We start from the raw sequence: 21,781 nt of genomic DNA, 5'->3' as shown, positions 1-21,781 counted from the left end.
CCCGGCCGCCCTTTTTGCTTAGCCCCTGACCTGGAGTAAGCGGATATGACCGTTGAGCGTACGCTGCCAACCGCCGAGGCCCACGACCTGCTGGATCTCGTCCGCGACCTGATCGCCAAGGAGGTCGCGCCCAGGGCGTCGGCCGACGAGTCCGCCAAGCGCTTCCCCCGCGAGGTCTTCACCGTCCTGGGCAGGTCCGGCCTGCTCGGCCTCCCCTATCCCGAGGAGCACGGCGGCGGCGCGCAGCCGTACGAGGTGTACCTCCAGGTCATCGAGGAGCTGGCCGCGGGCTGGCTGGCGGTCGGGCTGGGGCTGTCCGTGCACACCCTGGCCAGCTTCCCGGTCGCCGCGTACGGCTCCGCCGCCCAGCGCGCCGAACTGCTGCCGGAGCTGCTCGGAGGTGAGCTGCTCGGCGCCTACTGCCTGTCGGAGCCCCAGTCCGGCTCCGACGCCGCGGCCCTGAGCACCCGCGCGGTGCGTGACGCCGACGGCTATCTCGTCGACGGGGTCAAGGCCTGGATCACCCACGGCGGGCAGGCCGACTTCTACACCCTGATGGCCAGGACCTCCGACGACGGCAGCCGTGGCATCTCCTGCTTCCACGTCCCCGCGGGTACCGAGGGGGTGTCGTTCGGAGCGCCCGAGCGCAAGATGGGCCTGCGCTCCTCGCCGACGGCCCAGGTCCGCTTCGACGGCGTACGGCTCGCCGGGGACGCCCTGGTCGGCCAGGAGGGGGAGGGTTTCCGGGTGGCCCTCGCCGCCCTGGACGGGGGCAGGCTCGGCATCGCGGCCTGCGCGGTCGGCCTGGCCCAGGCGGCGCTCGACGCGGCGATCGCGTACGCGGGGGAGCGCAGGCAGTTCGGCTCGCGCGTCATCGACTTCCAGGGGATCGGGTTCATGCTCGCCGACATGGCCACCCAGGTCGCCGCGGCGCGGGCGCTCTACCTGGACGCCGCCAGGCTGCGCGACGCGGGCCGCCCGTACGGCACCCAGGCGGCGATGGCCAAGCTGTTCGCCACCGACGTGTGCATGAAGGTCACCACCGACGCCGTCCAGGTCTTCGGCGGCTACGGCTACGTCGAGGACTTCCCGGTGGAGCGTTACATGCGGGAGGCGAAGGTGCTGCAGATCGTCGAGGGCACCAACCAGATCCAGCGGCTGGTCATCGGCAGGGCCCTGGCCAAGAAGGCCTGAGCGGCGCCGGGGGCCTCGTCACAGCATGGACAGTCCGACCAGGACGGCTGCGCAGCCGACGGTGATCATCAGGGTGCGCAGCCGTGACGGGGCGGTCGGGCGGAGCAGGAGGGGAAGGCACACTCCGAGGAGCACCAGGGCCACCAGCGGCCACGGACCGGCCGGCGCCGGGCCGCCGTGCGGAACCAGGGCGGCCTGCTGCATCTCCCGCCCCTCGGTGCACACCAGGGCGGTGAACGCCCCGACCGCCACGTCGCCGCTCAGGCCGTTCCTGCGGCTGAGATAGCCCGCGACGCCGAAGCCGACCATCGTGACGCTCAGGGCGATCTGCCAGCTCTCGTTGGCCTGGGCGAGCAGGGTCTCGTCGTGGTTGAGGGCGTGGGCGACCACGTGGCCCGCGGTCAGGCCGGCGGTGGCCAGCAGCCCGTTGAGCGCGGCCCACCAGGCGTTGGTCGAACCGCGGGTCATGACGAGCACCAGTAGCCCGTAGACGTACGGGTCGTAGGCCATGGTGACCGACGGGGGAAGCACCTCGGCGAGTGACTCGCCGGCCACGGCCAGCACCATGCCCAGTGCGAGTCCGGCGAGCATTCGTTTGATGATCAGGCGTTCACGTCTGTCCAGCGCCTGGAAGTCGACCTGCCAGGGAGTTTCGTGCTGGTTGCTGTGCATGCCCTTCTCCATGGCTGCCATTTCGCCCCCCTTGCACGCCCTGGTCCGCTCCATGTACCTGCCGAAACCGTATCCTTTCCATTGGTTCCCGCCTGTTTCTAAAATATGACAAACCAGTCAAAAAACCATTTTTTTCGCTGGCCAAAACATGAACCTCGGCAGGTAGAGAGGTTATGGGACAAAAGCCGCGATCCCCGGTGGGCACGCGGAAGGAGCACCGGGGAGGGGACCGGGAAGATCTTCCATGACCGTCCCCCGCCCCCTCGCCCGGGCGTGTCCCCTCAGAGGCCGTACTCCTCAAGCAGCCGCAACCACACCTCGCTGACCGTGGGGAAGGCCGGTACGGCGTGCCAGAGCCGTTCGAGCGGCACCTCGGCGGTGACGGCGACCGTCGCCGCGTGCAGCAGCTCGGCCACCCCGGGACCGGCGAAGGTCACCCCGAGCAGGACCCGCCGCCGCTCGTCGACGACCGCCTTTGCCCTGCCCCGGTAGCCGTCCCCCAGCAGATAGGCACCGGAGACCGAGCCGAGGTCGTACTCGACCGCGCGCACGTCGAAGCCCTCGGCCCTGGCCGCGGCCTCGGTACGGCCGACCGCGCAGACCTGGGGGTCGGTGAAGACCACCTGCGGCGCGCCGTACCCGTCGGCGACGGCGCGCAGCGCGGGCAGGTCGTCGCGCTCCCCCCTGGCCCTGGCCACGATCACGTCGCCGCACACCCGCGCCTGGTACTTGCCCATGTGGGTGAGCAGGGCGCGGCCGTTGACGTCGCCGACGGCGTACAGCCAGCCGTCCCCGACGCCGACGGCGCGCATGCTGTCGTCGACCTCGACCGGGCCCCGCTCGGGCAGCCCGACGGAGGCCAGGCCCACGTCCCCCGTCGCGGGCGAGCGTCCGGTGGCGACCAGCAGCTCGTCGGCCTCCACGGGCGGCCCGGAGGCCAGGTGGACGGTCACCGGGCCGCCGGGCGCCGGCCGTTCGACCCGGGTCACCTCGGCCCGGGTGCGCACCTCGATCCCCCTGGCCGCCATCGACTCCGCGACCAGCTCCCCGGCGAACGGCTCGACCCTGCCGAGCAGCGAACCGCCGCGCACCAGGAGCGTCACCTCCCGCGCGCCGAGCCCGTGCAGGGCCTGCGCCATCTCACAGGCGACCACGCCTCCGCCGAGCACGGCCAGCCGCCCGGGGACCTCCCGCACCGAGGTGGCCTCGCGGCTCGTCCACGGAGAGGCCCCGGCCAGCCCGGCGACCGGCGGGAAGGCCGGGCGGCTCCCGGTGGCCAGCGCGACCGCGTGCCGGGCGCGCAACGTCCGGACGGAACCGTCGGGCCCGGTCACCTCGACCACTTTGGGGCCGGCCAGCCGTCCCCGGCCCCGCACGAACTCGGCGGGCAGGCCCTCGACCCAGCCGACCTGGCCGCCGTCGTCCAGGTGCGAGACCGCCTCGTCACGCCGGGCGAGCACGGCGGCCGTGTCGATCGGCGTCGTCCCGAGACCCGGGACCCGCCCGACCTCGGCGGCCAGCTCGACCGGGCGCAGCAGGGCCTTGCTGGGGATGCACGCCCAGTAGGAGCACTCACCGCCGGCCAGCTCCTCCTCGACCACCGCGACGCTCAGCCCGCCCCGGGCCACACGTCCCGCGACGTTCTCCCCGGCGGGCCCGGCGCCCACAACGACCACGTCGAACTCATCGGCCACGACTGCCTCCCAGGACTTCGGAAACTCCACGTCCAGCTTGTCAGAGGCGCCGCCCGTGCCGGCGTCAGCGGTGCCGGCCCCGTGGTCTCAACGGGGTCCCGGGCAGGTCAGGCGCGGGCAGCCGGGTCCCCGGCGCGCCGGGGACGACGCCGAACGCCTCGCCCGTCATCCACTCCTGCCGGAACCGGACGATCTCGTCGTGGTCGCGGCCGACGAAGTTCCACCACATCACGATCCGCTCCTCGAACGGCTCGCCGCCGAGCAGCATGAGGCGCGCGGGCGCCCCGGCGCTCAGGGTGAGCTCCGAGCGGCCCGTGCCCAGGTAGAGCAGCGGCCCCGGCGCCAGGTCCGTTCCGCAGGCGCGCACCGCGCCGGACAGGCTCAGCACGGCGTGCTCGAAGTCCGGTCTGAGCGGGACCGTGACCCGTGCGCCCTCCTCCAGGGTGATCTCGGCGCCGGTCAGCGGGCTGTGGACGCGGGCCGGGGAGACGACGCCGCCCAGCTCGCCCATCAGGACCTTCGCCGTGAAGCCGGGCCCGGTGAGCTCCGGCAGCACCGGATGGTGCTCGAAGGAGGGTTCCGTCCCCCGGTGCGCGGCGGGGAGCGCGACCCACAGCTGCACGCCGTGCAGGTCACGCCCGGCGGGGGACTCCTCGGAGTGCGAGATGCCGCGGCCCGCCGTCATGAGGTTGAGACTGCCGGGCCGGATCACCTGCTCGCTGCCCAGGCAGTCGCGGTGCAGCACCTCGCCCTCGACGAGCCAGCTGACCGTCTGCAGGCCGGTGTGCGGGTGCGCGGGCACCCGCATGGCCGTCCGTTCGGGGCCGTAGTGGTCGAGGAAGCACCACGCCCCGACCATGCGCACGTCGCGGCCGGGCAGGGTCCGGGTCACCCTCATGCCCCGTGGGCCGCCCAGCACCACCTCACGGCCGGTGAGAAGCTCACCGGCCGGGCCCGCCGCGGCGCCGGCGCGGCCGGTCGGGCCGCCGCACTCCGTCTCCCGGGGCTCGCGTTCCAGGTTGCTCATGCCGAGAATGTACGGCCGCCGCCGACCGGCCGGCACACGTGGGGCGGTTGGGACCATGCCGTGACCATGCGGCTGCGCGCGCCGTCCCACGGCCCGTTACCGTTGTCCGGATGGAGGAGATCGACCGTCGGATCGTGACGTTACTGGCCAGAGACGGCCGGATGAGTTTCACCGACCTCGCGAGGGAGACCGGGCTTTCGGTCTCCGCGGTGCACCAGCGGGTGCGCAGGCTGGAGAAACGCGGGGTCGTCAGGGGATACGCGGCGCTCGTGGACTACGACGCGATCGGGCTGCCGCTCACCGCGTTCGTCTCCATCAAGCCCATCGACCCGGCCGCCGCCGACGACGCCCCGGAACGGCTGGCCCACCTGGGCGCCATCGAGGCCTGTCACAGCGTGGCCGGGGACGAGAGCTACATCCTCAAGGTCAGGGTCGCCTCGCCGCTGGCGCTGGAGGAGCTGCTCAACCAGATCCGCACCTCGGCCAACGTCTCGACCAGGACGACGGTCGTGCTCAGCACGCCGTACGAACACCGGGCGCCCGAGCTGATCGGCGGGCAGGCGGGTAAGACCGACGACAAACCCGACGAGAAGGCCGTGGAACAGGCCTGAGTGCCCCGTACGGCCGTCGCGGGCCGTACGGGGCTTCCTTACACCGCCGCGTGGAAGTGGGCGCGCAGCGCGGCCTTGGCCTCCTCGGTCGCGCCGAAGGCGTCCAGGCCGAGCAGGGCGGCGCCCATGATCGGCGGAGCGTCCGCCACGATCAGCTTGGCCTGGGGGGCCCGCTCGGCGAAGCGCTCCTCGATCAGGCCGTTCAGCAGCGGGTCGCGGGCGGTCAGCACGCCACCGCCGAGGACGACCTCCATCGGGGTCTCCAGCAGGCCGAGACGGCGCAGCGCGACCACCGCGAGCACGGTGACCTCCTCGGCCATCCGCGTCACCAGGGACCGGGCGATCTCGTCCCCCGAGGACGCCACGGTCATCAGCACCGGCACCAGTTCGTGCAGCCTGTCGATCGGGGTGCGGCCGAAGTGGATGTCGAGGCAGGCCTCCTCGACCGTGCGGGTGCCGAAGTGCTCGCGCACGGCCTCCCGCAGCGCGGTCTCCGGGCCCCTGCCGTCCTCGGCGCGGATGGCGGACCACAGTGCCTCCTCGCCCAGGCCGAAGCCGCCGCCCCAGTCGCCGGTGAGCTTGCCCAGGGCCGGATACCTCGCCACCTCGCCGGTCGGGGAGACCGCCGCGGCGTTGACGCCCGCCCCGCAGACCACGGCGACCCCGGCGGGCCCCGAGGCTCCGGCGCGCAGCAGCGCGAAGGTGTCGTTGCCGACGACCACGTCCTCGCCGTATCCCCTGGCGAGGATCTCCGCACGCAGGATCTCCTCCTCCGCGGGCAGGTCGGCGCCCGCCACGTAGGCGGCCACATGGCCGGCGAACGGGGGAGCGGCGTCCGGGCCGAGCATCGCCCTCACGGCCTCGGCGATCGCGTCGACGGCGGTGCCGACCCCCGAGATCTGCGGCTGGAAGGGGCCGCCACGGCCGGTGCCGAGGACGGAGCCGTCCTCGGCGACCAGCGCGACGTCGGTCTTGCTGTTGCCGCCGTCGACCGCCAGTACGGTCCTCACTCCGTCGCCCAGGGCAGGTGGGCGCGGTTGGCCTCGATGAGGCGCCGGGCGAGGTCGTCGGACAGTGAGGCCTGGCCGATCAGCGGGTGGGCGAGCAGCGCGTCGGAGACCCGCCGGAGGCCGCCGTGCAGCGCGGCGTCGAGGGCCAGGGTCTCGTAGGCCGTGACGTGCGCGATGAGCCCCGCGTAGAGCGGTTCGACCGGGGCCACGGGCAGCGCGCGCGCCCCGGCCGCGGTGATCGTGGCCGGGACCTCGATGACCGCCTCGTCGGGCAGGAAGGGCAGGGTGCCGTCGTTGCGCAGGTTGACCACCTGGGCGTCGCCCCGGTCGCCGAGCAGTGAGGCGATCAGCGCGACCGCCGCCTCCGAGTAGAACGCGCCACCCCGCTTCTCCAGCAGTTCGGGCTTGGTGTTCACCGACGGGTCGGCGTACATCTCCAGGAGGCTGGCCTCCATCGCCGCGACCTCCGCGGCCCGTGAGGGCTTGCTGCGCTGCTCGGCCACCACGGCGTCGTGCTCGTAGTAGTAACGCAGGTAGTAGGAGGGAACCACGCCGAGGTGGCGCATCAGGGACAGCGGAAGGCCGATCGCCTCGGCGACCTCCTCGCCGAGGGGCTCCCGCAGCGTCCGCGGCAGCACGTCGACGCCGTCGAGGCTGACCGAGCGCACCCAGGTCAGGTGGTTCAGGCCGAAGTGGCCGAGGGAGATCCGTTCGGGGGCGACCCCGAGCCCCGCCGCGAAGCGGCGCTGCAGGCCGATGGCCACGTTGCACAGGCCGATGGCCCGGTGCCCGGCCTCGAGCAGCGCCCTGGTGACGATGCCGACCGGGTTGGTGAAGTCGACGATCCAGGCGTCGGGCGCGTGCGTGCGGATCTTCTCGGCGATGTCCAGCACCACGGGGACGGTGCGCAGGGCCTTGGCCAGGCCGCCCGCGCCGGTGGTCTCCTGGCCGACGCATCCGCATTCGAGGGGCAGCGTCTCGTCCACGTTGCGCGCGGCCTGGCCGCCGATCCGCAGCTGGAGCAGTACGGCGTCGGCTCCGGAGACGCCCTCCTCGACCGAGGCGGTCGCCACGACCCTGGCCGGGTGGCCGGCGTGCTCCAGCATGCGGCGGGCCATCCCCGAGACCAGCCCGAGCCGGGTGGGGTCGGGATCGACCAGCGCGATCTCGGTTATCGGCAGCTCGTCCCGCAGCCGGGCGAATCCGTCGATCAGCTCCGGTGTGTACGTCGAGCCGCCCCCGACTACGGCGAGCTTCATCTGTCTACTCCTGTCAACGTCACGCCCTGGACGGGAACTCTCCGGGCGTAGGGGAAAACGGTGATCACCGGTGCCGTGCCCGAGGACGGGCCGTCACCGTGCGGTTGGGCCGCGGCGGCCGGAAGGGGACTCACCCCGGCGGTGCCGGGACGCGGGCGGGGGGACGTCGGCGCACGACGGCTGCTCCTTGCTGGTGGGGGAGGGGGTGAAGGCGGCTCAGGTCGGCACGGTCGAGCTGAAGACCTCCTCGCGGGTGGCGGCGAGGGCGAGGTCGAGCGCGCCCGTGAGGACGGGGTTGCCCTCGACGGCCGACAGCAGCAGCGGGGGACGGGGGATGGTCAGCGTGTGCAGCTCGCGTTCGACGAGTCCCCGCAGGGTCTCGCCGCCGGCCATGAAGGTCCCGCCGGTCAGCACGATCAGCTCGGGGTCGACGACGGAGGTGATCGAGGCCAGGCCGACCGCCAGCCGGGAGGCGACCTCGCGCAGCCCGGCGCGGGCGTCGCCCGCCCGTGCCCCGCCGCCCTCGGCGGCCAGTACGGCGTTGCTCACGGCCAGTCTGAAGGTCGCGCCCGGCACGCCGTACGATCTGAGGATCCTGAGCACGGCGGGGCCGCCGGTGAGGGCCTGGTAGCCGTGGTTGGCGTAGCGGCCGCTCTCGCGGGCGGTGGGCGCCCCGGGCGCGGGCATGTAGCCGACCTCGCCCGCGCCGCCGGTCGCGCCCCGGTGCAGTCTGCCGCCGAGCACCAGCGCGGAGCCGATGCCCTCGTCGGCCCACAGCAGCACGAAGTCCCGGTGCCCGCGCGCGGCGCCGTGCGCCTGCTCCGCCTGGGCGACGAGGTTGACGTTGTTCTCGACCGATACCGGGACGCCGAGTCCTGCGCCGAGGGTCTCGACGAGGCGGGGGATGTGCCAGCCGGGCAGGTCCCTGCTGGTGGCGTAGCCGATCCTGCCGGTGCCCGGGTCGAGCGCGCCCTGCACGCCGATGACGACGCGCCTCAGGTCCACGGGGGCGCCCGCGCCGTCGAGCGCGGCCCGGACCCGTCCGACCAGGTCGTCGGAGGGGTCGGGGGTCACCAGGCGGTGCATGCCGATCACGGTCCCGGTGATGTCGGCGACCCTGGCGTCGATGTGGGTGTGGGTGACGTCGAGCGCGGCGACGTGCGCGGCCTCGGGGTTGAGGCGGTAGACCTCCGCGGTGCGGCCGGGCAGTCCCTCACGGATGCCGTTGAGCACGACCAGCCCCGCCTCTTGCAACCGGGCGAGCAACTGGGATGCTGTGGGCTTGGACAGGCCTGTGAGGGCGCCGATCTCCGGGCGGGTCAGCGGCCCGCGCTCCAGAAGCGCCTGCAGGGCCGCCCGATCGTTGATCGCCCGCAGCAGGCTGGGAGTGCCCGGGGTGGGCTGGGTCACAGGTCCTCCGTGTCCGGGCATGTTCGTACGGTCACCCGCAGGGCGGAGTTAGGAAAGTTTCCTAACCTTAAATAAACTTAAGGAACCCTGCTCAGCCGCGTCAAGCGTCGTGAGGACGCCGCAATGAACCTGTGATGGCCGGAGAATGGCCGGGTGTCTCAACGGACCTGCTAAAGTGGTGGTTTGTCACAACAACTAGCACAATGGCCCGGAGTATCCCATTAGTATCAACCATAATGGAGCGAAGGCAACCCGTCAAATCGAGCTCGATCGGGAGCAGGAGTACGTCTCCGGGCTCTACGAGCGGCTCGACCTGCTGCGCGAACGCACCCAGCGTCAGCTTGACGACGTGCTGGCCCAGGGCGGGGGCGGCGGTACGCACCAGAACCGCTCCGAGCGCGACAGTTTCGCCGGGATGTACGCCCAGCGGCTGGGCCGGCTGTGGGCGGTGGAGAACGGCCTGTGCTTCGGGCGGCTCGACGGCGCCGACCAGACCACCCTCTACGTCGGCCGCATCGGCCTGGCCGACGACGACCAGCGGCGGCTGCTGATCGACTGGCGGGCCCCGGTCGCCAGGCCGTTCTACGCCGCGACCCCGGCGTCCTCGATGGGCGTGGTCCGCCGAAGGCACCTGCAGACCAAGGCCCGCACGGTGATCGGGATCGACGACGACCTGCTCGACCTGGACAACCTCGCAGAGGAGGACGTCAGCACCCTCAACGGTGAGGCCGCGCTGCTGGCCTCCATCGACGCCAGGCGGACCGGGCGGATGCGCGACATCGTGGCCACGATCCAGACCGAGCAGGACCGGATCATCCGCTCCGGCCTCGACGGCGTGCTGGTCGTGCAGGGCGGGCCGGGCACCGGCAAGACCGTGGTCGCCCTGCACCGGGCCGCCTACCTGCTCTACACCCATCGGGAAAGACTCGCCCGCAGGGGAGTGCTCATCCTCGGGCCCAACCTGACCTTCCTGCGCTACATCGAGCAGGTGCTGCCCTCCCTCGGCGAGACCGACGTGCTGCTTTCCACCGTCGCCGAGCTCTACCCCGGGATCACCGCCACGGTCAGGGAACGCCCCGAGGTCGCCGCGATCAAGGGCGACGAGCGGATGGCCCAGGTCGTGGCCAGGGCCGTACGGGAGCGGCAGCGGGTGCCGCGCAAACCGGTCGAGATCCGCCTCGACCGCTACACCCTCACCCTCGACGCCCGCCTGCTCGACGCCGCGCGCAACCGGGCGGCCCGGTCGAGGAGGGCGCACAACGAGGCCCGCGCCGTGTTCGTCCGCCACCTGCTCAACGCCCTCGCCAGGCAGGCCGCCCGGCTGATCGGCAAGGGCGCGATCGACGACGACGAGCTGGCCGACCTGCGGGAGGAACTGCGCACCGAACAGCCCGTCAAGGCCGCGCTGAACAGGCTGTGGCCCTACACCACCCCGCAGCAGCTCCTCATCGGGCTGTTCACCTCCAGGGAGCGGCTCGACTACGCCGCCGCCGAACTGGGCGAGGCCGAGCGCGGGCTGCTGCTGCGCGAACCGCCCCGCAAGGGGGAGAGCTGGTGGGCCCCCTCCGACGTGCCGCTGCTCGACGAGGCCGCCGAACTGCTCGGCGACATCGACCCTGCGGTGCTGCGGGCCGGGGCGTGGATGGCGGAGGAGGAACAGGCCGCCGCGCGTGTCGCGGCCGAGGAGGAACAGCGCCACCGGCTCGACTACGCCAGGGAGGTGCTCGAACTGACCGGCCTCTCCGAGATCATGGACGCGGAGCGGTTCGCCGCCAGGCACATGGACGACGAGATATACCTCACAACCGCCGAGCGCGCCGCGGGCGACCGCACCTGGGCCTTCGGGCACGTCATCGTGGACGAGGCGCAGGAGCTCTCGCCGATGGACTGGCGGATGGTGATGCGGCGCTGCCCGAGCCGTTCGATGACGATCGTCGGCGACCTCGCGCAGACCGGCTCCTCGGCGGGCGTGCGCTCCTGGGGCAGGATGCTGGACCCGTACGTGGCCGGGCGCTGGCGGCAGGAGGAGCTCACCGTCAACTACCGCACCCCGAGCGAGCTGATGGCCGTGGCGGCCGACGTGCTCAGCCTGGTCGGTCCCGGCCTGAGCGCGCCGACCTCGGTCAGGGAGACCGGGACGAGCCCGTGGGTCGCCTCCCCGGCGGACCGCCTGTCCGAGCTGGTCAGGAGGGAGGCCGTCGAGGGCGGGCGGACGGTCGTGATCGTGCCGGAGTCGTCGGCGGAGGAGACCGGCGCGGCGCTCGCCGGGTCCGTCGAGGGCGCCGTCCGGGGACGCGGCAGCGCCGTGCTGGACGCCCCGGTCTCCGTGATGACCGTCGCCGAGGCCAAGGGTCTGGAGTTCGATGTGGTCATCGTGGTCGAACCGGAGCTGATCCTGAGCGAGTCGCCGCGCGGCCCGAGTGACCTTTACGTCGCGATGACCAGGGCGACCCAGCGTCTTGGCGTCGTGCACACCGGGCCGCTGCCCGAAGCGCTCGCTCGACTTGAGCGACATCGGATCACATGAGAGCATTGACGGCTCTCGTCGATCATGCCCCAGCTGCGGAAACTTGGTGTTTCCGCTGTTGGTGACACGGTTGACATCTGCGCTGGGGTCGGTAGTTTGCTGCCCAGTCCAGCACGGGACTGGCCGGTTGGCCGTCTTTCGGCATCGCCGGTTCCTGCGCCCGTGACGGGGGGTCACCCCGTCCGTACAGCCAGGCGCAGGGCGGGCGCTTCGTCGAGGCGGGGCACTCCATCCGGGCGGGGGGTTGGACCCAGGAGGGGCCTGGACACCCAGTAGACAACGGCAATCCGCGCTCGCCGCCGACGGGACGGAACCGGTCCGAAGGGTCGTCCGGGCCCTCTTCCCGCTCCCGTGCGAGCGCGCAAGCGTCGGGGCGGTTCCCAGCCGGGAGCCGCCCCGTTGCCGTTCGCGGGCCGTCGAACCCACGCCCGGCAGGCCTCTGAACTCGTGCTTTGGAACAGGGGCCGCAGACGCTTTGGGAGAGCGGCGGTGGGGCGGTACCGTTCGGGCTAGAAAGACGGGTCAGGATCGGATGTCAACCCGTCCAGACGTCATCGAGGAGCCCCGCCCGTGGTGCAGGAGAAGACGGCCGGCCCCGCGCCGGGGGCGGCCCCGCCGGGTGCTCCGCCGGGCACGGGACCGGGCACGCCCGCCACGCGCGGACGTCTGGCCATGCGGGCCGTGGGCGCCGTGGCGGGCGGGGCGCTGCTCTACCTCGCCTTCCCTCCGATCGGCCTGTGGTTCCTCGCGCTGCCCGGTGTCGCGCTGCTCACCCTCGCGGTGCGCGGCGTCCGCGCCCGTCGCGCGCTGTGGCTCGGCCTTCTCGGCGGCCTGGCCTTCCTGCTGCCCGCCCTGCACTGGGTCAGCCCCATCGGGGACGACGCCTGGCTGGGCCTGGTCGCGCTTGAGAGCCTCTTCTACGGCGTCTGGGCGGTGGGTGCCGCCCTGACCTCCCGGCTGCCGCTGTGGCCCTTGTGGGGCGCCGCGCTGTGGGTGGCGATGGAGTGGGCCAGGGGGACGTTCCCGGTCGGCGGCTTCCCCTGGGCGCGGGTCGCCTTCAGTCAGGGTGAGACGCCCTTCACGCCCTACGCGGCCCTCGGCGGCGCGCCGCTGGTGAGCTTCGCGGTCGTGCTGTGCGGCGGACTGCTCGCGCTCGCGGCCCTCAGGATCTCCAGGAGGGCCACGCGAGGCGCCGTGCCGGTCGTGCTGCCGCTGGTGGGGGCGCTGGCCGTACCGGCCGTCGCGTTCGCCGTGCCCAGGCCCGGCGACGAGGGCAGGACCGTCACCGTCGGGGTCATCCAGGGCAACGTCCCGGGAAGGGGCATGCACCCCCTGGGCGACGAACCCGCGGTGGTCCTGGGCAACCACGTCCGCATGCTCCACGAGATGGCACAGGCCGTACGGCAGGGCACGGTCAAGAAGCCCGACCTCGTCGTGCTGCCGGAGAACTCGACCGACATCGACCCCTACCGCAGCGACTTCGCCAGAGCGCAGATCGACGCGGCGGTCAAGGACGTCGGGGTCCCGGTCCTGGTCGGCGCCGTGGTCGGGGTCGGCGAGAACAACCGCGCCACCCGCAGCCTGGTGTGGGACCCGGTCACCGGGCCCGGCGCCTACTACGACAAGCAGAAGCTGGTCCCCTTCGGGGAGTACACCCCGTTCAAGGACGTCGTGCTGGCCCTGTTCGAGCGGGCCTCCCTGGTCGGCAAGCAGTCGGTGCCCGGCACCCGCGACGGAGACCTGAGGCTCGGCCCGGTGACCGTCGGCGCGATCAACTGCTACGAGGTGGCCTTCGACGAGGTCGTCGGCGACACCACGCGGACCGGCGCCAGCCCCCTGGTGGTGCAGACCAACAACGCCACCTACGCGCTGACGAACCTGCCGGCCCAGCAACTGGCCATGTCCCAGCTGCGCGCGGTCGAACACAACCGGGCGGTGATCACCTCCGCGATCACGGGTATATCCGCCTACGTGACCCCCCAAGGAAAAATCGCCTGGCGTACCGGTGAACTGGTTCCCGCCTCGGGCGTCCTCACCGTCCCGGTGCGGACCGCCCAGACCGTCGCCACCCGTGTCGGCTCACTGCCGCAGTGGCTCCTGATTCTTGTCGGTGCGGGCGCGCTCGCCGCCTCCCGGCTGCAGAGAAAGCGCATCCCGGCCCCGACCGAGGGCCCGGCGGAGCAGGTGGGAGAAGCATGATGGAGCAGATGCTCGGCCGGGTGCTCATCATCGTCCCGACGTACAACGAGCGGGAGAATCTGCCAATGATCGTCGGCAGGCTGCGCGCCGCGGTGCCCGAGGCGCACCTGCTGGTCGCCGACGACAACAGCCCCGACGGCACCGGAGAGGTCGCCGACGGCCTGGCGACCGAGGACGACCACGTCCACGTACTGCACCGCCCCGGCAAGCAGGGACTCGGCGCGGCCTACATCGCGAGCTTCCGCTGGGGGCTCAAGGAGGGCTACGACGTCCTCGTCGAGATAGACGCCGACGGCTCCCACCAGCCGGAGGAACTGCCCAAGCTGCTCAAGCGGCTGACCCGCGGGGCCGACCTGACGATCGGCTCCCGGTGGGTGCCCGGCGGCAGGGTCGTCAACTGGCCCATCCCCAGGGAACTGCTGTCCCGGGGCGCGAACCTCTACACCCGGGTGATGCTCGGCATGCCGGTCCGCGACGCCACGGCGGGCTTCCGCGCCTACCGCGCCTCGACCCTGGAGAAGATCGGGCTGGACAACGTCCAGTCGCAGGGCTACTGCTTCCAGGTCGACATGACCCTGCGGACCATCCGCAACGGCCTGCGTGTCGCCGAGGTGCCCATCACCTTCGTCGAACGCACCGCCGGGGCCAGCAAGATGAGCCGCAGCGTCTTCGTCGAGGCGCTGTGGCGGATCACCGTGTGGGGCCTGACCGGGCTTCCCCGGCGGCTGCGCCGTACACGCTGAGCGAACAGGGCGGTGGGGCGGGCGCGGAACGCGCCGCGGCCTCCGGACGTTGTCCCTGTCGTACGGCTTGTCGCGTGAGTCGAGGAAATGATGCGCTCTGTGCTGCTCCTGTTCTTCCTGGCGGTCCCGGTCCTGGAGGTCTGGGTGCTCATCCAGGTCGGCCAGGTCATCGGCGGCTGGCCCACGGTCCTTCTCCTGCTCGCGGGCAGCCTGCTGGGCGCCTGGATCGTCCGCAGGGAGGGCCGCAGGGCCTGGCGGAACCTGCAGGGCGCGCTGCAGAGCGGCCGGATGCCCGAGCGTGAGCTGGCCGACGGCGCCATGATCGTCGCGGGTGGCGGGCTCTTGCTCTTCCCCGGCCTCGTCACCGACGTGGCGGCCCTGCTGTTCCTCCTGCCCTTCACCAGGCCGCTGGTGCGCAGGTTCGGCGCCCGGTTCCTGGCCCGCAGGGTCGACGCGCTCGCCAGGACGGTCCCCGGCGCGGGCTCGCCGTTCGGCGACGTCCCGGGCTTCCCCTTCGGAGAGGCCCGGGCACCGGGCTCCGGCCCCGTCATCCACGGCGAGGTCATCCGTGAGGAGCCCGGCGCGCCGGGTCCACGTGAGGGCCGGCGCGGCCTCACCGAGCACTGAGGCCGCTCCTCCACAGACGGCAGGCCCGCCCCGCGAACCAGACTCGCGGGGCGGGCCTTTTCGTGTCCCGGGGCCCTTCCCCGGGACACGCAAAAGGCCCGCGTGAGGGTTTCCACGGCCGGTTCTCCCGCGCCGACCGGCGGCTCCAGTCGTTCACAAGTCATCCGCCAGGTGATCACAAGCGGAGGTCCATAGCGTTCTCTCCGTAAGCACGACATGCCGGGACGACAAGCCCGGCACGGCAAGAAAGGGGGGGCTGATGAAGGGCAAGATCAGCCTTGAGGACCTCGCGCTCGAAGGCGCGGAGCTGTCGGAGGCCGAGCTGGGTGAGGTGTCCGGTGGACGCTGGCACGTGACCTGGTACACCAAGGGCAAGCCCGCCGAGTGGGAGGTCTGATAGGCGGCGGGGCGGGCACACCCGTTCCGCCGCGCTGACCTGAACCGCCGGCCGGGCTCTCGCCCGGCCGGCGGTTTCGCGTTACGAGTCCCGATCTTTCTGTGACGAGTCCCATGACGAGGGCGACGTGATCCTGATTCTGAGCGACCGCGAGGACGAGGCGGTCGAGATGGTGCTCGCCGGGCTGAGGCGGCGTGGGGCGCCGGTCACCTGGTGGGACCCGGGCGACTTCCCGGCGCGCGGCCGCCTCACCGTGGCGTTCGACGGGGCGTTCGACGGGGCGTTCGACGGGACATCCGGCGGGCGGGGACACCGCGTCGTGCTCGACCCCGGGACGGGTGAGGCTCCCCTTGACCTGGCCGAGGTGCGCGCGGTGTGGCGGCGGCGCCCCAACCCGCCCACGCCGGCGGCGACCGTCACCGATCCCTCCCACCGCCGTCACGCGGTCGGCCAGGCGCGGTTCCTGCTCGACGGCGCGTGGGAGCTCACGCCCGCCCGGTGGATGCCCGCGCGCGGGGAGACCGAGCGCAGGGCGCACAACAAGATCGTGCACATGGCGCGCGCGACGGCCCTCGGCTTCCGGGTGCCGGAGACCGTCTACACCAACGACCCGTTCGAGCTGGTCCCCGCCTACGAGCGGGCCGGCGGTCGTCTCGTCGCCAAGCAGATCGACTCGGGGGAGTTCAGCCTCGACGGGGCCGACCACCGCGCCTACACCACCGTCCTGACCCGGCGCCATCTCACCTCACGCCACCGCCTCGGGCACGAGCCGGTCATCCTCCAGCCGTACGTCCCCAAGGCGGTCGAGCTGCGGGTGATCGTGGTCGGCGAGCGGGTCTTCGCCGCCGAGATCGACTCACAGGCCTCGCGCACGGCGAGGGACGACTGGCGGCACTACGACGACGACCGGGTGCGCTACGCCGCGCACCGGCTTCCCGGCGAGACGGAGCGCAGGTGCGTGGACCTGGTCGCCTCGCTCGGCCTGTCCTACGGCGCGATCGACCTCATCCTCACCCCGGAGGGGGAGTACGTGTTCCTTGAGATCAATCCCAACGGCGCCTGGGGGTTCGTCGAGCAGCGCACCGGGCTGCCCGTCGCCGACGCGATCGCCGACTGGCTCGCCGCCGCCGAGGCGGCGGGGACAGTGGTGGAGACGGGGGCCGGGCGATGAGCACCGACTTCGCGGCCGCGCTCGAATCCGGAGTGCGGCTGCTGCGCGGCCTGCCCCGCCGTCGCGCCCACGTCGAGGAGGCCAGGCGGACGGTGGCCGGATGGGCGCTGGAACACCCGGACCTTCGGGCCCAGCTCGTCGTCGACGAACGGCCCGGCACCCCCGTGGTCGACTTCGACCTCCTGGTCGAGGACCCGCAGGGCGGTACGGTGGCCCTCACCGTCCAGGCCGAGGACGGCGTGCCCTGGCTGGTCGACCACTCGACGCACTGGGCGGCGGGCCAGCTCGTCAGCGTCGACGACGTCCACCTGTCGGTCGCCCAGGCGCTGACCATGATCAAGTCGCTGTCCCGTCGTGACGCGACGCCGCACGACGAGATCGTCGACCAGTGCCTGATCCTCAACGAGGTCGGCAAGGAGACGGAGCCGGTCGCCACGGAGGACCTGCAGGCCGCGGCCGACGAGTTCCGCAGGGGCCGGGGACTGTACGACCGGGCCACGACGCTGGCCTGGCTGACCGAGATGGGCATGACGCCCGAGCAGTTCGAGACCTACATCGGCGGCATCGCCAGGCGCAGGGCCTTCCGGCGCCGCAAGGAGGCCGAGCTGGGCGCCGCCCGTCTCGCGGCCGATCCCCGGGCGTTCGACCTGGTGCGCGTGGTCTGGGTCACCGGGCAGGAGAACGCCGTCGCGGCCCGCGCGGGGGACCTCGCGCGCGTCCACGACGGGGGGCTCGCCGCCCTCGCGGCGGCCGGGGACGTCGAGACGACGATCGCGGAACGCCCGGCCGTCGAGCTCCCCGAGCCGCTGCGTGACGTGGCGCCGGGGGCGACGGCCGGGCCCGTGCCGTACGGCGGGGCCTGGCTGGCCGGGACGGTGCTGGCCCGGCAGGAGGCCCGTGCGGACGAGCGGACACTGGCCGTCGCGGGACGGGTCGCGTTCTCGGAATGGCTGGCCGGGCGCCGCGCCCAGGCCACGGTCGAATGGCACTGGTCGTGAGCGACGGCATCTACCGGGAGGAGTCCCTGCGCCGCTACCGGAGCAGGGCCAGGCGTGAGGACGTCCCGCTGACGGTGGGAACGGGCAGGCTGGTCGCGCTCTGGGCGGTCGTCGTGCTGCTGCTGGTCACGGCGGGCGTGTTCGCCCTGATGCTGTCGGAGCGGATGGGGGGCGGGACGTGAGACGCGTGCCCGTCGTACTGCAGAACACCGCGACCGAGTGCGGGGCCGCCTGCCTGGCGATGGTCCTGTCCTACCACGGCAGGCGCGTCTCCCTGCAGGAGATCAGCGACCGGCTCCAGATCGGCAGGGACGGCCTCAGCGCCAAGGCGCTGCGGGAGGGGGCCGTGGAGTGCGGCCTGAAGTCGCGGGCCTTCTCGCTGGCCCCGGCCGACCTGGCACGGGTACCGATGCCCGCGATCGTGCACTGGGAGTTCAAGCACTTCGTGGTCGTCGAGCGCTGGGCGCCGGACCGGGTCGACGTCGTCGATCCCGGGCTGGGCCGCCGCAGGCTCACCGCCGAGGAGTTCGACGAGGGCTTCACCGGCGTGCTGCTGGCCTTCGAACCGGGACCCGGTTTCGAGAAAGGCCGGTCGAGCGCGGGTGCCGCCTGGCGCCGCCGGTTCGTCCGGGCGCTGCTGGCCCGCAGGAAGGGCCTGCTCGCCCAGGTGGTCCTGGCCTCTCTGCTGCTGCAGCTCCTCGGCCTCGCGCTGCCGTTCTTCTCCGAGGCGCTGGTCGACCGGGTGCTGCCCTCCGGGGCGCGTGACCTGCTCCCGCTGATCGGTGTCGGGCTGGTGCTGGCCGCCGCGACCCAGCTCGCGGTCGGCTATCTCCGCTCGGTCCTGCTGGTGGCGATCAGGGCGAGCGCGGACGCCGAACTGACCGGCGGGGTGGTCTCCCATCTGGTCGCCCTGCCGTACCGCTATTTCGCGTTGCGCGGCAAGGGCGACCTGATGACGCGCGCGGGCAGCGTGGCGGTACTGCGTGACATGCTCACCGGGCAGGTCCTGTCGGCGCTGCTCGACGGGCCGCTCGCTCTGGGTTACATGGTCCTCGTCTTCGGCTGGGACGCGGTCATGGGGCTGTGCCTGCTCGGCTTCGCCGCGGCGCAGGTGCTGTTGCTGCTGGTCACGGCGCGTAAGGTCAGCCGCCTCACCCAGGAGGAGCTCAACGCCTTCTCCGCGACGCAGAGCCAGCTCATCCAGGCCATCGGCGGCATCGAGACGCTGAAGGCGTCGGGGGCCGAGCACCGGGCGGTCGAGCAGTGGTCGAGGCACTTCACCACCCAGCTCAACGCCGACATGCGGGGCGGCCTGGCCCAGGGGCTCCTGGAGGCCGCGCTCGGCACCCTGCGCCTGCTGGCCCCGCTCGCGCTGCTGTGGATCGGGGCGTGGCGGGTGCTCGACGGAGAGCTGACCCTGGGCGCGCTGCTCGCGCTCAACGCCCTGGCGGGCGCCGCCCTGACCCCTCTCGGCTCGCTGATGGCGAGCCTGCAGGGCCTCCAGCAGGCGGGGGCGCACTTCGACCGGCTGTCCGACATCCTCGCCTCGGAGCCCGAGCAGGCCGCGGGCATCGAGGTGCTCAGGCTGCGCGGGTCGATCGAGCTGCACGGGGTGGGCTTCCGGCACGATCCCCGGGGGCCGTGGACGCTGCGCGGCATCTCGGTCTCGATCAGCCCGGGGCAGAAGGTCGCCCTGGTCGGTCCCTCGGGGGCGGGCAAGAGCACCCTGGCCAGGTTGCTGCTCGCCCTGCACACCCCCTCGGAGGGGCGGGTCAGCTACGACGGGGTGCCGCTGTCGGAGCTCAACCTCCGTTCGCTGCGGCGCCAGTTCGGCGTGGTCACCCAGGAGCCGTCGCTGTTCACCGGGTCGATCAGGGAGAACATCGCGCTCAACGCCCCGGACGCGCCGATGGAGCGGATCGTGCAGGCCGCCGAGCTGGCCTGCCTGCACGAGGAGATCTGCGCGATGCCCATGGGGTACGAGACGGTCCTCATGGAGGGAGGCGGCCTGTCGGGCGGTCAGCGGCAGCGGCTCGCGCTCGCCCGCGCGCTGCTCTCCCGGCCGAGGATCCTGCTGCTCGACGAGGCGACCAGCAATCTCGACAGCACGACGGAGGCGCGGATCGAGGCCAACCTCGGCTGGCTCACCCAGACGCGCATCGTGATCGCCCACCGGCTGAGCACCGTGAAGGACGCCGATCTCATCCTGGTGGTCGACCAGGGCGGGATCGTGGAGCGGGGCACCCATGAGGGCCTGGTGGCCAGGGGCGGACGCTACGCCGCCCTGATCGCCGCGCAGACCGAGAAGGCGGACGTCACGGGCTGATCCCGTACGGCCTCCGTTTACCGTGTCCCGGTTGGGAGATGCCCGAAAACCCGGTTTTCCTATCGATTATATGGGTATTTTTGGGGACAAAACCTGGTTTGAGGATGTGGTGGTGTGTCGTACGACGTCGGGATCATCGGAGCCGGAGTCCACGGGGTCAGCGCGGCCTTCCACCTCGCGCGCAGGGGCCTCTCGACCGCCGTGTTCGACCGGAGCACCCCGGCCTCGGGGCCGACGGGGCGTTCGGGGGGCATCTGCCGGGCCTACTACACCGACGCCTTCCTCGCCGAGGTCGCCCGTGAGGGCATCGCGTTCCTTGCGGACTTCGGCGAGCGGACGGGCGGGGGACAGTCGGGCTTCCGCCGTACCGGGGCGTTCTACCTGCACGGGCCCGGCGACGTCCCGGCGGCGCGCCAGGCGGCGGCGCGGCTGGGGCCCGGTGCGGAGGTCGTCGGCCCCGAGGCCCTGCCCCACCTGGACACCGAGGGAGTCGCCGTCGCCGTGTGGGAGCCGGAGGCCGGTTACGCCGACCCCTTCGCCACCACGCTCGGCCTGGCCGAGGCGGCGCGCGGACACGGGGCGGAGCTCCACCTCAACCGGCCCGTGGTCGCCGTCGAGGAGGGCGCGCGAGGGGTGACCGTCACGACGGCCGACGGCGGCACGCACCACCTGGGCGCGCTGCTGGTGGCCGCGGGGCCGTGGACGGCGCCGCTGCTGCGGCCCCTCGGCGTCGATCTTCCGCTGACCGTGGAACGGCACGTCGTCGCGATCATGGAGCACGACCCCGCCGACACGGCGGAGCTCGTGCCGTACGTGCTGATCGACGTCGCCGGAGGCCACTACTCGACCCCGCAGCCCCGCACGCAGTACCTCGTCGGCGGCGTGGTGGCCGCCTTTCCGGCCGACCCCGACGACTTCGATCGCACGGCGGCCCCCGAGGAGAGGGCCGGGCTCGCCGCCGCCGCGGCCAGGCGCTCCCCCGCCCGCCGCAGGGCCTTGCCCGCCGGGGGGTGGGCCTCGCTGTACGACGTCAGCCCCGACTGGCAGCCGGTGACGGGGCGGGTCACGGAACACGTCTACGTCGACGCCGGGACCAGCGGTCACGGGTTCAAGCTCGCCCCCGCCTGGGGGGAGCACGTGGCCAGGCTCGTCCTCGGCGAGGCCGACCCCCGGCTCGCGGCCTTCGCGCCGTCCAGGTTCGCGAGCGGGACCGGGCTGGCGGCGGGCTTCGGGGCCGTCAGGATCCTGGGCTGAGGGAGCGGGGCCGCCAGGGGTCCGGGACGGGGGGCGGAATACCCTCGACCGGTGAGAGTCCCGTGAGCGACAGGCCCCGTGAACGAGAGGCAGGCAAGGCCACCATGACCGCATACGCGGACGGAACCGATGTCGTCGAGGTCAGGGCGGTCGGCTGGGACGACGCCGCGGCCGTCGCGTTGCGCGGGGCGATGACGGAGGAGATGGGGGCGAGATACGCCGACCGGGTGGCCGGCAACCCCGACTACCTGCCCCGCGGCATGAACGTCGAGGCGGAAACCGTGGTCTACACCGGGGTCGCCTACGCCGGGGCCGACCTCCCCGTCGGTCACGTCGCACTGCGCAGGCTCGGCGACGACCTGGAGCTCAAGCGGATGTTCGTCGCGCCCTCCCACCGGGGGACGGGCGTGGCCCGCGCGCTGATCGCCGCCGCCGAGGAGGCCGCCCGCGCGCTCGGCGCGCCGAGGATCGTCCTGCAGACCGGTGACCGCCAGCCGGACGCCGTGCGGCTGTACGAGCGGGAGGGGTACACCGCCATCCCGCTCTACGCGCCCTACGAGCGGCTCGCCGGTTCCCACTGCTTCGAGAAGCTCCTGCGCTGAGCCTCAGACGGGCCTCAGACGGGCCTCAGACGGGCCTCGGATGAGGCCCGGTCACGGCGG

Annotated in this window: 19 protein-coding genes; 13 read left to right on the top strand and 6 right to left on the bottom strand. The window is 72.7% G+C overall.

Annotated features, from left to right (window positions below):
• Positions 1–45: 45 nt before the first annotated feature.
• Entirely contained in the window at positions 46–1,194 is a 1,149-nt protein-coding gene (locus ACFOYY_RS18155; protein WP_352013065.1) for an acyl-CoA dehydrogenase family protein, read from the top strand.
• Between the two features lie 18 nt (positions 1,195–1,212).
• Here ACFOYY_RS18155 and ACFOYY_RS18150 read toward each other — a convergent pair whose 3' ends face one another.
• The 3 genes from ACFOYY_RS18150 to ACFOYY_RS18140 form a co-directional block, all read right to left on the bottom strand.
• On the bottom strand, positions 1,213–1,887 hold the full coding sequence (locus ACFOYY_RS18150) for a hypothetical protein (protein WP_352013064.1): 675 nt from the start codon (positions 1,885–1,887) through the stop codon (positions 1,213–1,215).
• Between the two features lie 260 nt (positions 1,888–2,147).
• Positions 2,148–3,560 carry a dihydrolipoyl dehydrogenase family protein gene (locus ACFOYY_RS18145; RefSeq protein ID WP_362777481.1) on the bottom strand — a complete coding sequence of 471 codons (1,413 nt, stop codon included), beginning with the start codon at positions 3,558–3,560 and terminating at the stop codon, positions 2,148–2,150.
• A gap of 64 nt (positions 3,561–3,624) precedes the next feature.
• Positions 3,625–4,587 (bottom strand): pirin family protein, encoded by a 963-nt coding sequence (locus tag ACFOYY_RS18140; protein ID WP_386190369.1) that lies wholly within the window; start codon positions 4,585–4,587, stop codon positions 3,625–3,627.
• A gap of 110 nt (positions 4,588–4,697) precedes the next feature.
• Between ACFOYY_RS18140 and ACFOYY_RS18135 the strand changes: the two genes are divergently transcribed.
• Entirely contained in the window at positions 4,698–5,198 is a 501-nt protein-coding gene (locus tag ACFOYY_RS18135; RefSeq protein WP_352013061.1) for an Lrp/AsnC family transcriptional regulator, read from the top strand.
• 38 nt (positions 5,199–5,236) lie between these two features.
• Here ACFOYY_RS18135 and ACFOYY_RS18130 read toward each other — a convergent pair whose 3' ends face one another.
• The 3 genes from ACFOYY_RS18130 to ACFOYY_RS18120 form a co-directional block, all read right to left on the bottom strand.
• Positions 5,237–6,208, bottom strand: coding sequence for an N-acetylglucosamine kinase (locus ACFOYY_RS18130; RefSeq protein WP_352013060.1), 972 nt, complete (start codon positions 6,206–6,208; stop codon positions 5,237–5,239).
• Positions 6,205–7,467 (bottom strand): 6-phospho-beta-glucosidase, encoded by a 1,263-nt coding sequence (locus ACFOYY_RS18125; protein ID WP_352013059.1) that lies wholly within the window; start codon positions 7,465–7,467, stop codon positions 6,205–6,207. Before ACFOYY_RS18125 ends, ACFOYY_RS18130 begins: the two co-directional genes overlap by 4 nt.
• 216 nt (positions 7,468–7,683) lie before the next feature.
• Positions 7,684–8,877 (bottom strand): ROK family transcriptional regulator, encoded by a 1,194-nt coding sequence (locus ACFOYY_RS18120; RefSeq protein WP_386190368.1) that lies wholly within the window; start codon positions 8,875–8,877, stop codon positions 7,684–7,686.
• Positions 8,878–9,103: 226 nt separating this feature from the next.
• Here ACFOYY_RS18120 and ACFOYY_RS18115 point away from each other — a divergent pair, with 226 nt between their 5' ends.
• The 11 genes from ACFOYY_RS18115 (at position 9,104) to ACFOYY_RS18065 (ending at position 21,721) form a co-directional block, all read left to right on the top strand.
• Complete coding sequence (locus tag ACFOYY_RS18115; protein WP_386190439.1) at positions 9,104–11,404, top strand: HelD family protein; 2,301 nt, start codon at positions 9,104–9,106, stop codon at positions 11,402–11,404.
• Positions 11,405–11,974: 570 nt separating this feature from the next.
• The gene (lnt, locus tag ACFOYY_RS18110; RefSeq protein ID WP_386190367.1) at positions 11,975–13,603 is read left to right on the top strand and encodes an apolipoprotein N-acyltransferase; all 1,629 of its coding nucleotides are present in this window, start codon (positions 11,975–11,977) and stop codon (positions 13,601–13,603) included.
• Positions 13,600–14,346: a polyprenol monophosphomannose synthase gene (locus ACFOYY_RS18105; protein ID WP_449343618.1), complete on the top strand. Its 747-nt coding sequence runs from the start codon at positions 13,600–13,602 to the stop codon at positions 14,344–14,346. The genes lnt and ACFOYY_RS18105 overlap by 4 nt, the downstream gene beginning before the upstream one ends.
• An 87-nt stretch (positions 14,347–14,433) precedes the next feature.
• Positions 14,434–14,973: an FxsA family protein gene (locus ACFOYY_RS18100; protein ID WP_352013055.1), complete on the top strand. Its 540-nt coding sequence runs from the start codon at positions 14,434–14,436 to the stop codon at positions 14,971–14,973.
• Between the two features lie 259 nt (positions 14,974–15,232).
• Positions 15,233–15,370 carry a putative ATP-grasp target RiPP gene (locus ACFOYY_RS18095; RefSeq protein ID WP_352013054.1) on the top strand — a complete coding sequence of 46 codons (138 nt, stop codon included), beginning with the start codon at positions 15,233–15,235 and terminating at the stop codon, positions 15,368–15,370.
• 127 nt (positions 15,371–15,497) lie between these two features.
• Positions 15,498–16,541 (top strand): ATP-dependent carboxylate-amine ligase, encoded by a 1,044-nt coding sequence (locus ACFOYY_RS18090; protein WP_352013053.1) that lies wholly within the window; start codon positions 15,498–15,500, stop codon positions 16,539–16,541.
• A complete protein-coding gene (locus tag ACFOYY_RS18085; protein ID WP_362915809.1) occupies positions 16,538–17,539 on the top strand; it encodes a TIGR04500 family putative peptide maturation system protein in 1,002 nt (333 codons plus the stop codon). The genes ACFOYY_RS18090 and ACFOYY_RS18085 overlap by 4 nt, the downstream gene beginning before the upstream one ends.
• A complete protein-coding gene (locus tag ACFOYY_RS18080) occupies positions 17,524–17,721 on the top strand; it encodes a hypothetical protein (RefSeq protein ID WP_352013051.1) in 198 nt (65 codons plus the stop codon). The genes ACFOYY_RS18085 and ACFOYY_RS18080 overlap by 16 nt, the downstream gene beginning before the upstream one ends.
• On the top strand, positions 17,718–19,865 hold the full coding sequence (locus tag ACFOYY_RS18075; protein WP_352013050.1) for a peptidase domain-containing ABC transporter: 2,148 nt from the start codon (positions 17,718–17,720) through the stop codon (positions 19,863–19,865). Before ACFOYY_RS18080 ends, ACFOYY_RS18075 begins: the two co-directional genes overlap by 4 nt.
• 114 nt (positions 19,866–19,979) lie before the next feature.
• Positions 19,980–21,119, top strand: coding sequence for an NAD(P)/FAD-dependent oxidoreductase (locus ACFOYY_RS18070; RefSeq protein ID WP_386190366.1), 1,140 nt, complete (start codon positions 19,980–19,982; stop codon positions 21,117–21,119).
• Positions 21,120–21,223: 104 nt separating this feature from the next.
• A complete protein-coding gene (locus tag ACFOYY_RS18065) occupies positions 21,224–21,721 on the top strand; it encodes a GNAT family N-acetyltransferase (protein ID WP_352013048.1) in 498 nt (165 codons plus the stop codon).
• Positions 21,722–21,781: the final 60 nt, after the last annotated feature.

Source organism: Streptosporangium jomthongense, assembly GCF_042650425.1.
GTDB lineage: Bacteria > Actinomycetota > Actinomycetes > Streptosporangiales > Streptosporangiaceae > Streptosporangium.
The sequence above is the reverse complement of the archived record's forward strand: the minus strand, read 5'-3'. Positions and strand labels throughout refer to the sequence as shown.

Coding starts and splice junctions, on each gene's coding strand:
- ACFOYY_RS18155 (WP_352013065.1), top strand. CDS start 46: ATGACCGTTGAGCGTACGCTGCCAACCGCCGAGGCCCACGACCTGCTG.
- ACFOYY_RS18150 (WP_352013064.1), bottom strand. CDS start 1,887: ATGGCAGCCATGGAGAAGGGCATGCACAGCAACCAGCACGAAACTCCC.
- ACFOYY_RS18140 (WP_386190369.1), bottom strand. CDS start 4,587: ATGAGCAACCTGGAACGCGAGCCCCGGGAGACGGAGTGCGGCGGCCCG.
- ACFOYY_RS18135 (WP_352013061.1), top strand. CDS start 4,698: ATGGAGGAGATCGACCGTCGGATCGTGACGTTACTGGCCAGAGACGGC.
- ACFOYY_RS18125 (WP_352013059.1), bottom strand. CDS start 7,467: ATGAAGCTCGCCGTAGTCGGGGGCGGCTCGACGTACACACCGGAGCTG.
- ACFOYY_RS18105 (WP_449343618.1), top strand. CDS start 13,600: ATGATGGAGCAGATGCTCGGCCGGGTGCTCATCATCGTCCCGACGTAC.
- ACFOYY_RS18100 (WP_352013055.1), top strand. CDS start 14,434: ATGATGCGCTCTGTGCTGCTCCTGTTCTTCCTGGCGGTCCCGGTCCTG.
- ACFOYY_RS18095 (WP_352013054.1), top strand. CDS start 15,233: ATGAAGGGCAAGATCAGCCTTGAGGACCTCGCGCTCGAAGGCGCGGAG.
- ACFOYY_RS18085 (WP_362915809.1), top strand. CDS start 16,538: ATGAGCACCGACTTCGCGGCCGCGCTCGAATCCGGAGTGCGGCTGCTG.
- ACFOYY_RS18080 (WP_352013051.1), top strand. CDS start 17,524: ATGGCACTGGTCGTGAGCGACGGCATCTACCGGGAGGAGTCCCTGCGC.
- ACFOYY_RS18065 (WP_352013048.1), top strand. CDS start 21,224: ATGACCGCATACGCGGACGGAACCGATGTCGTCGAGGTCAGGGCGGTC.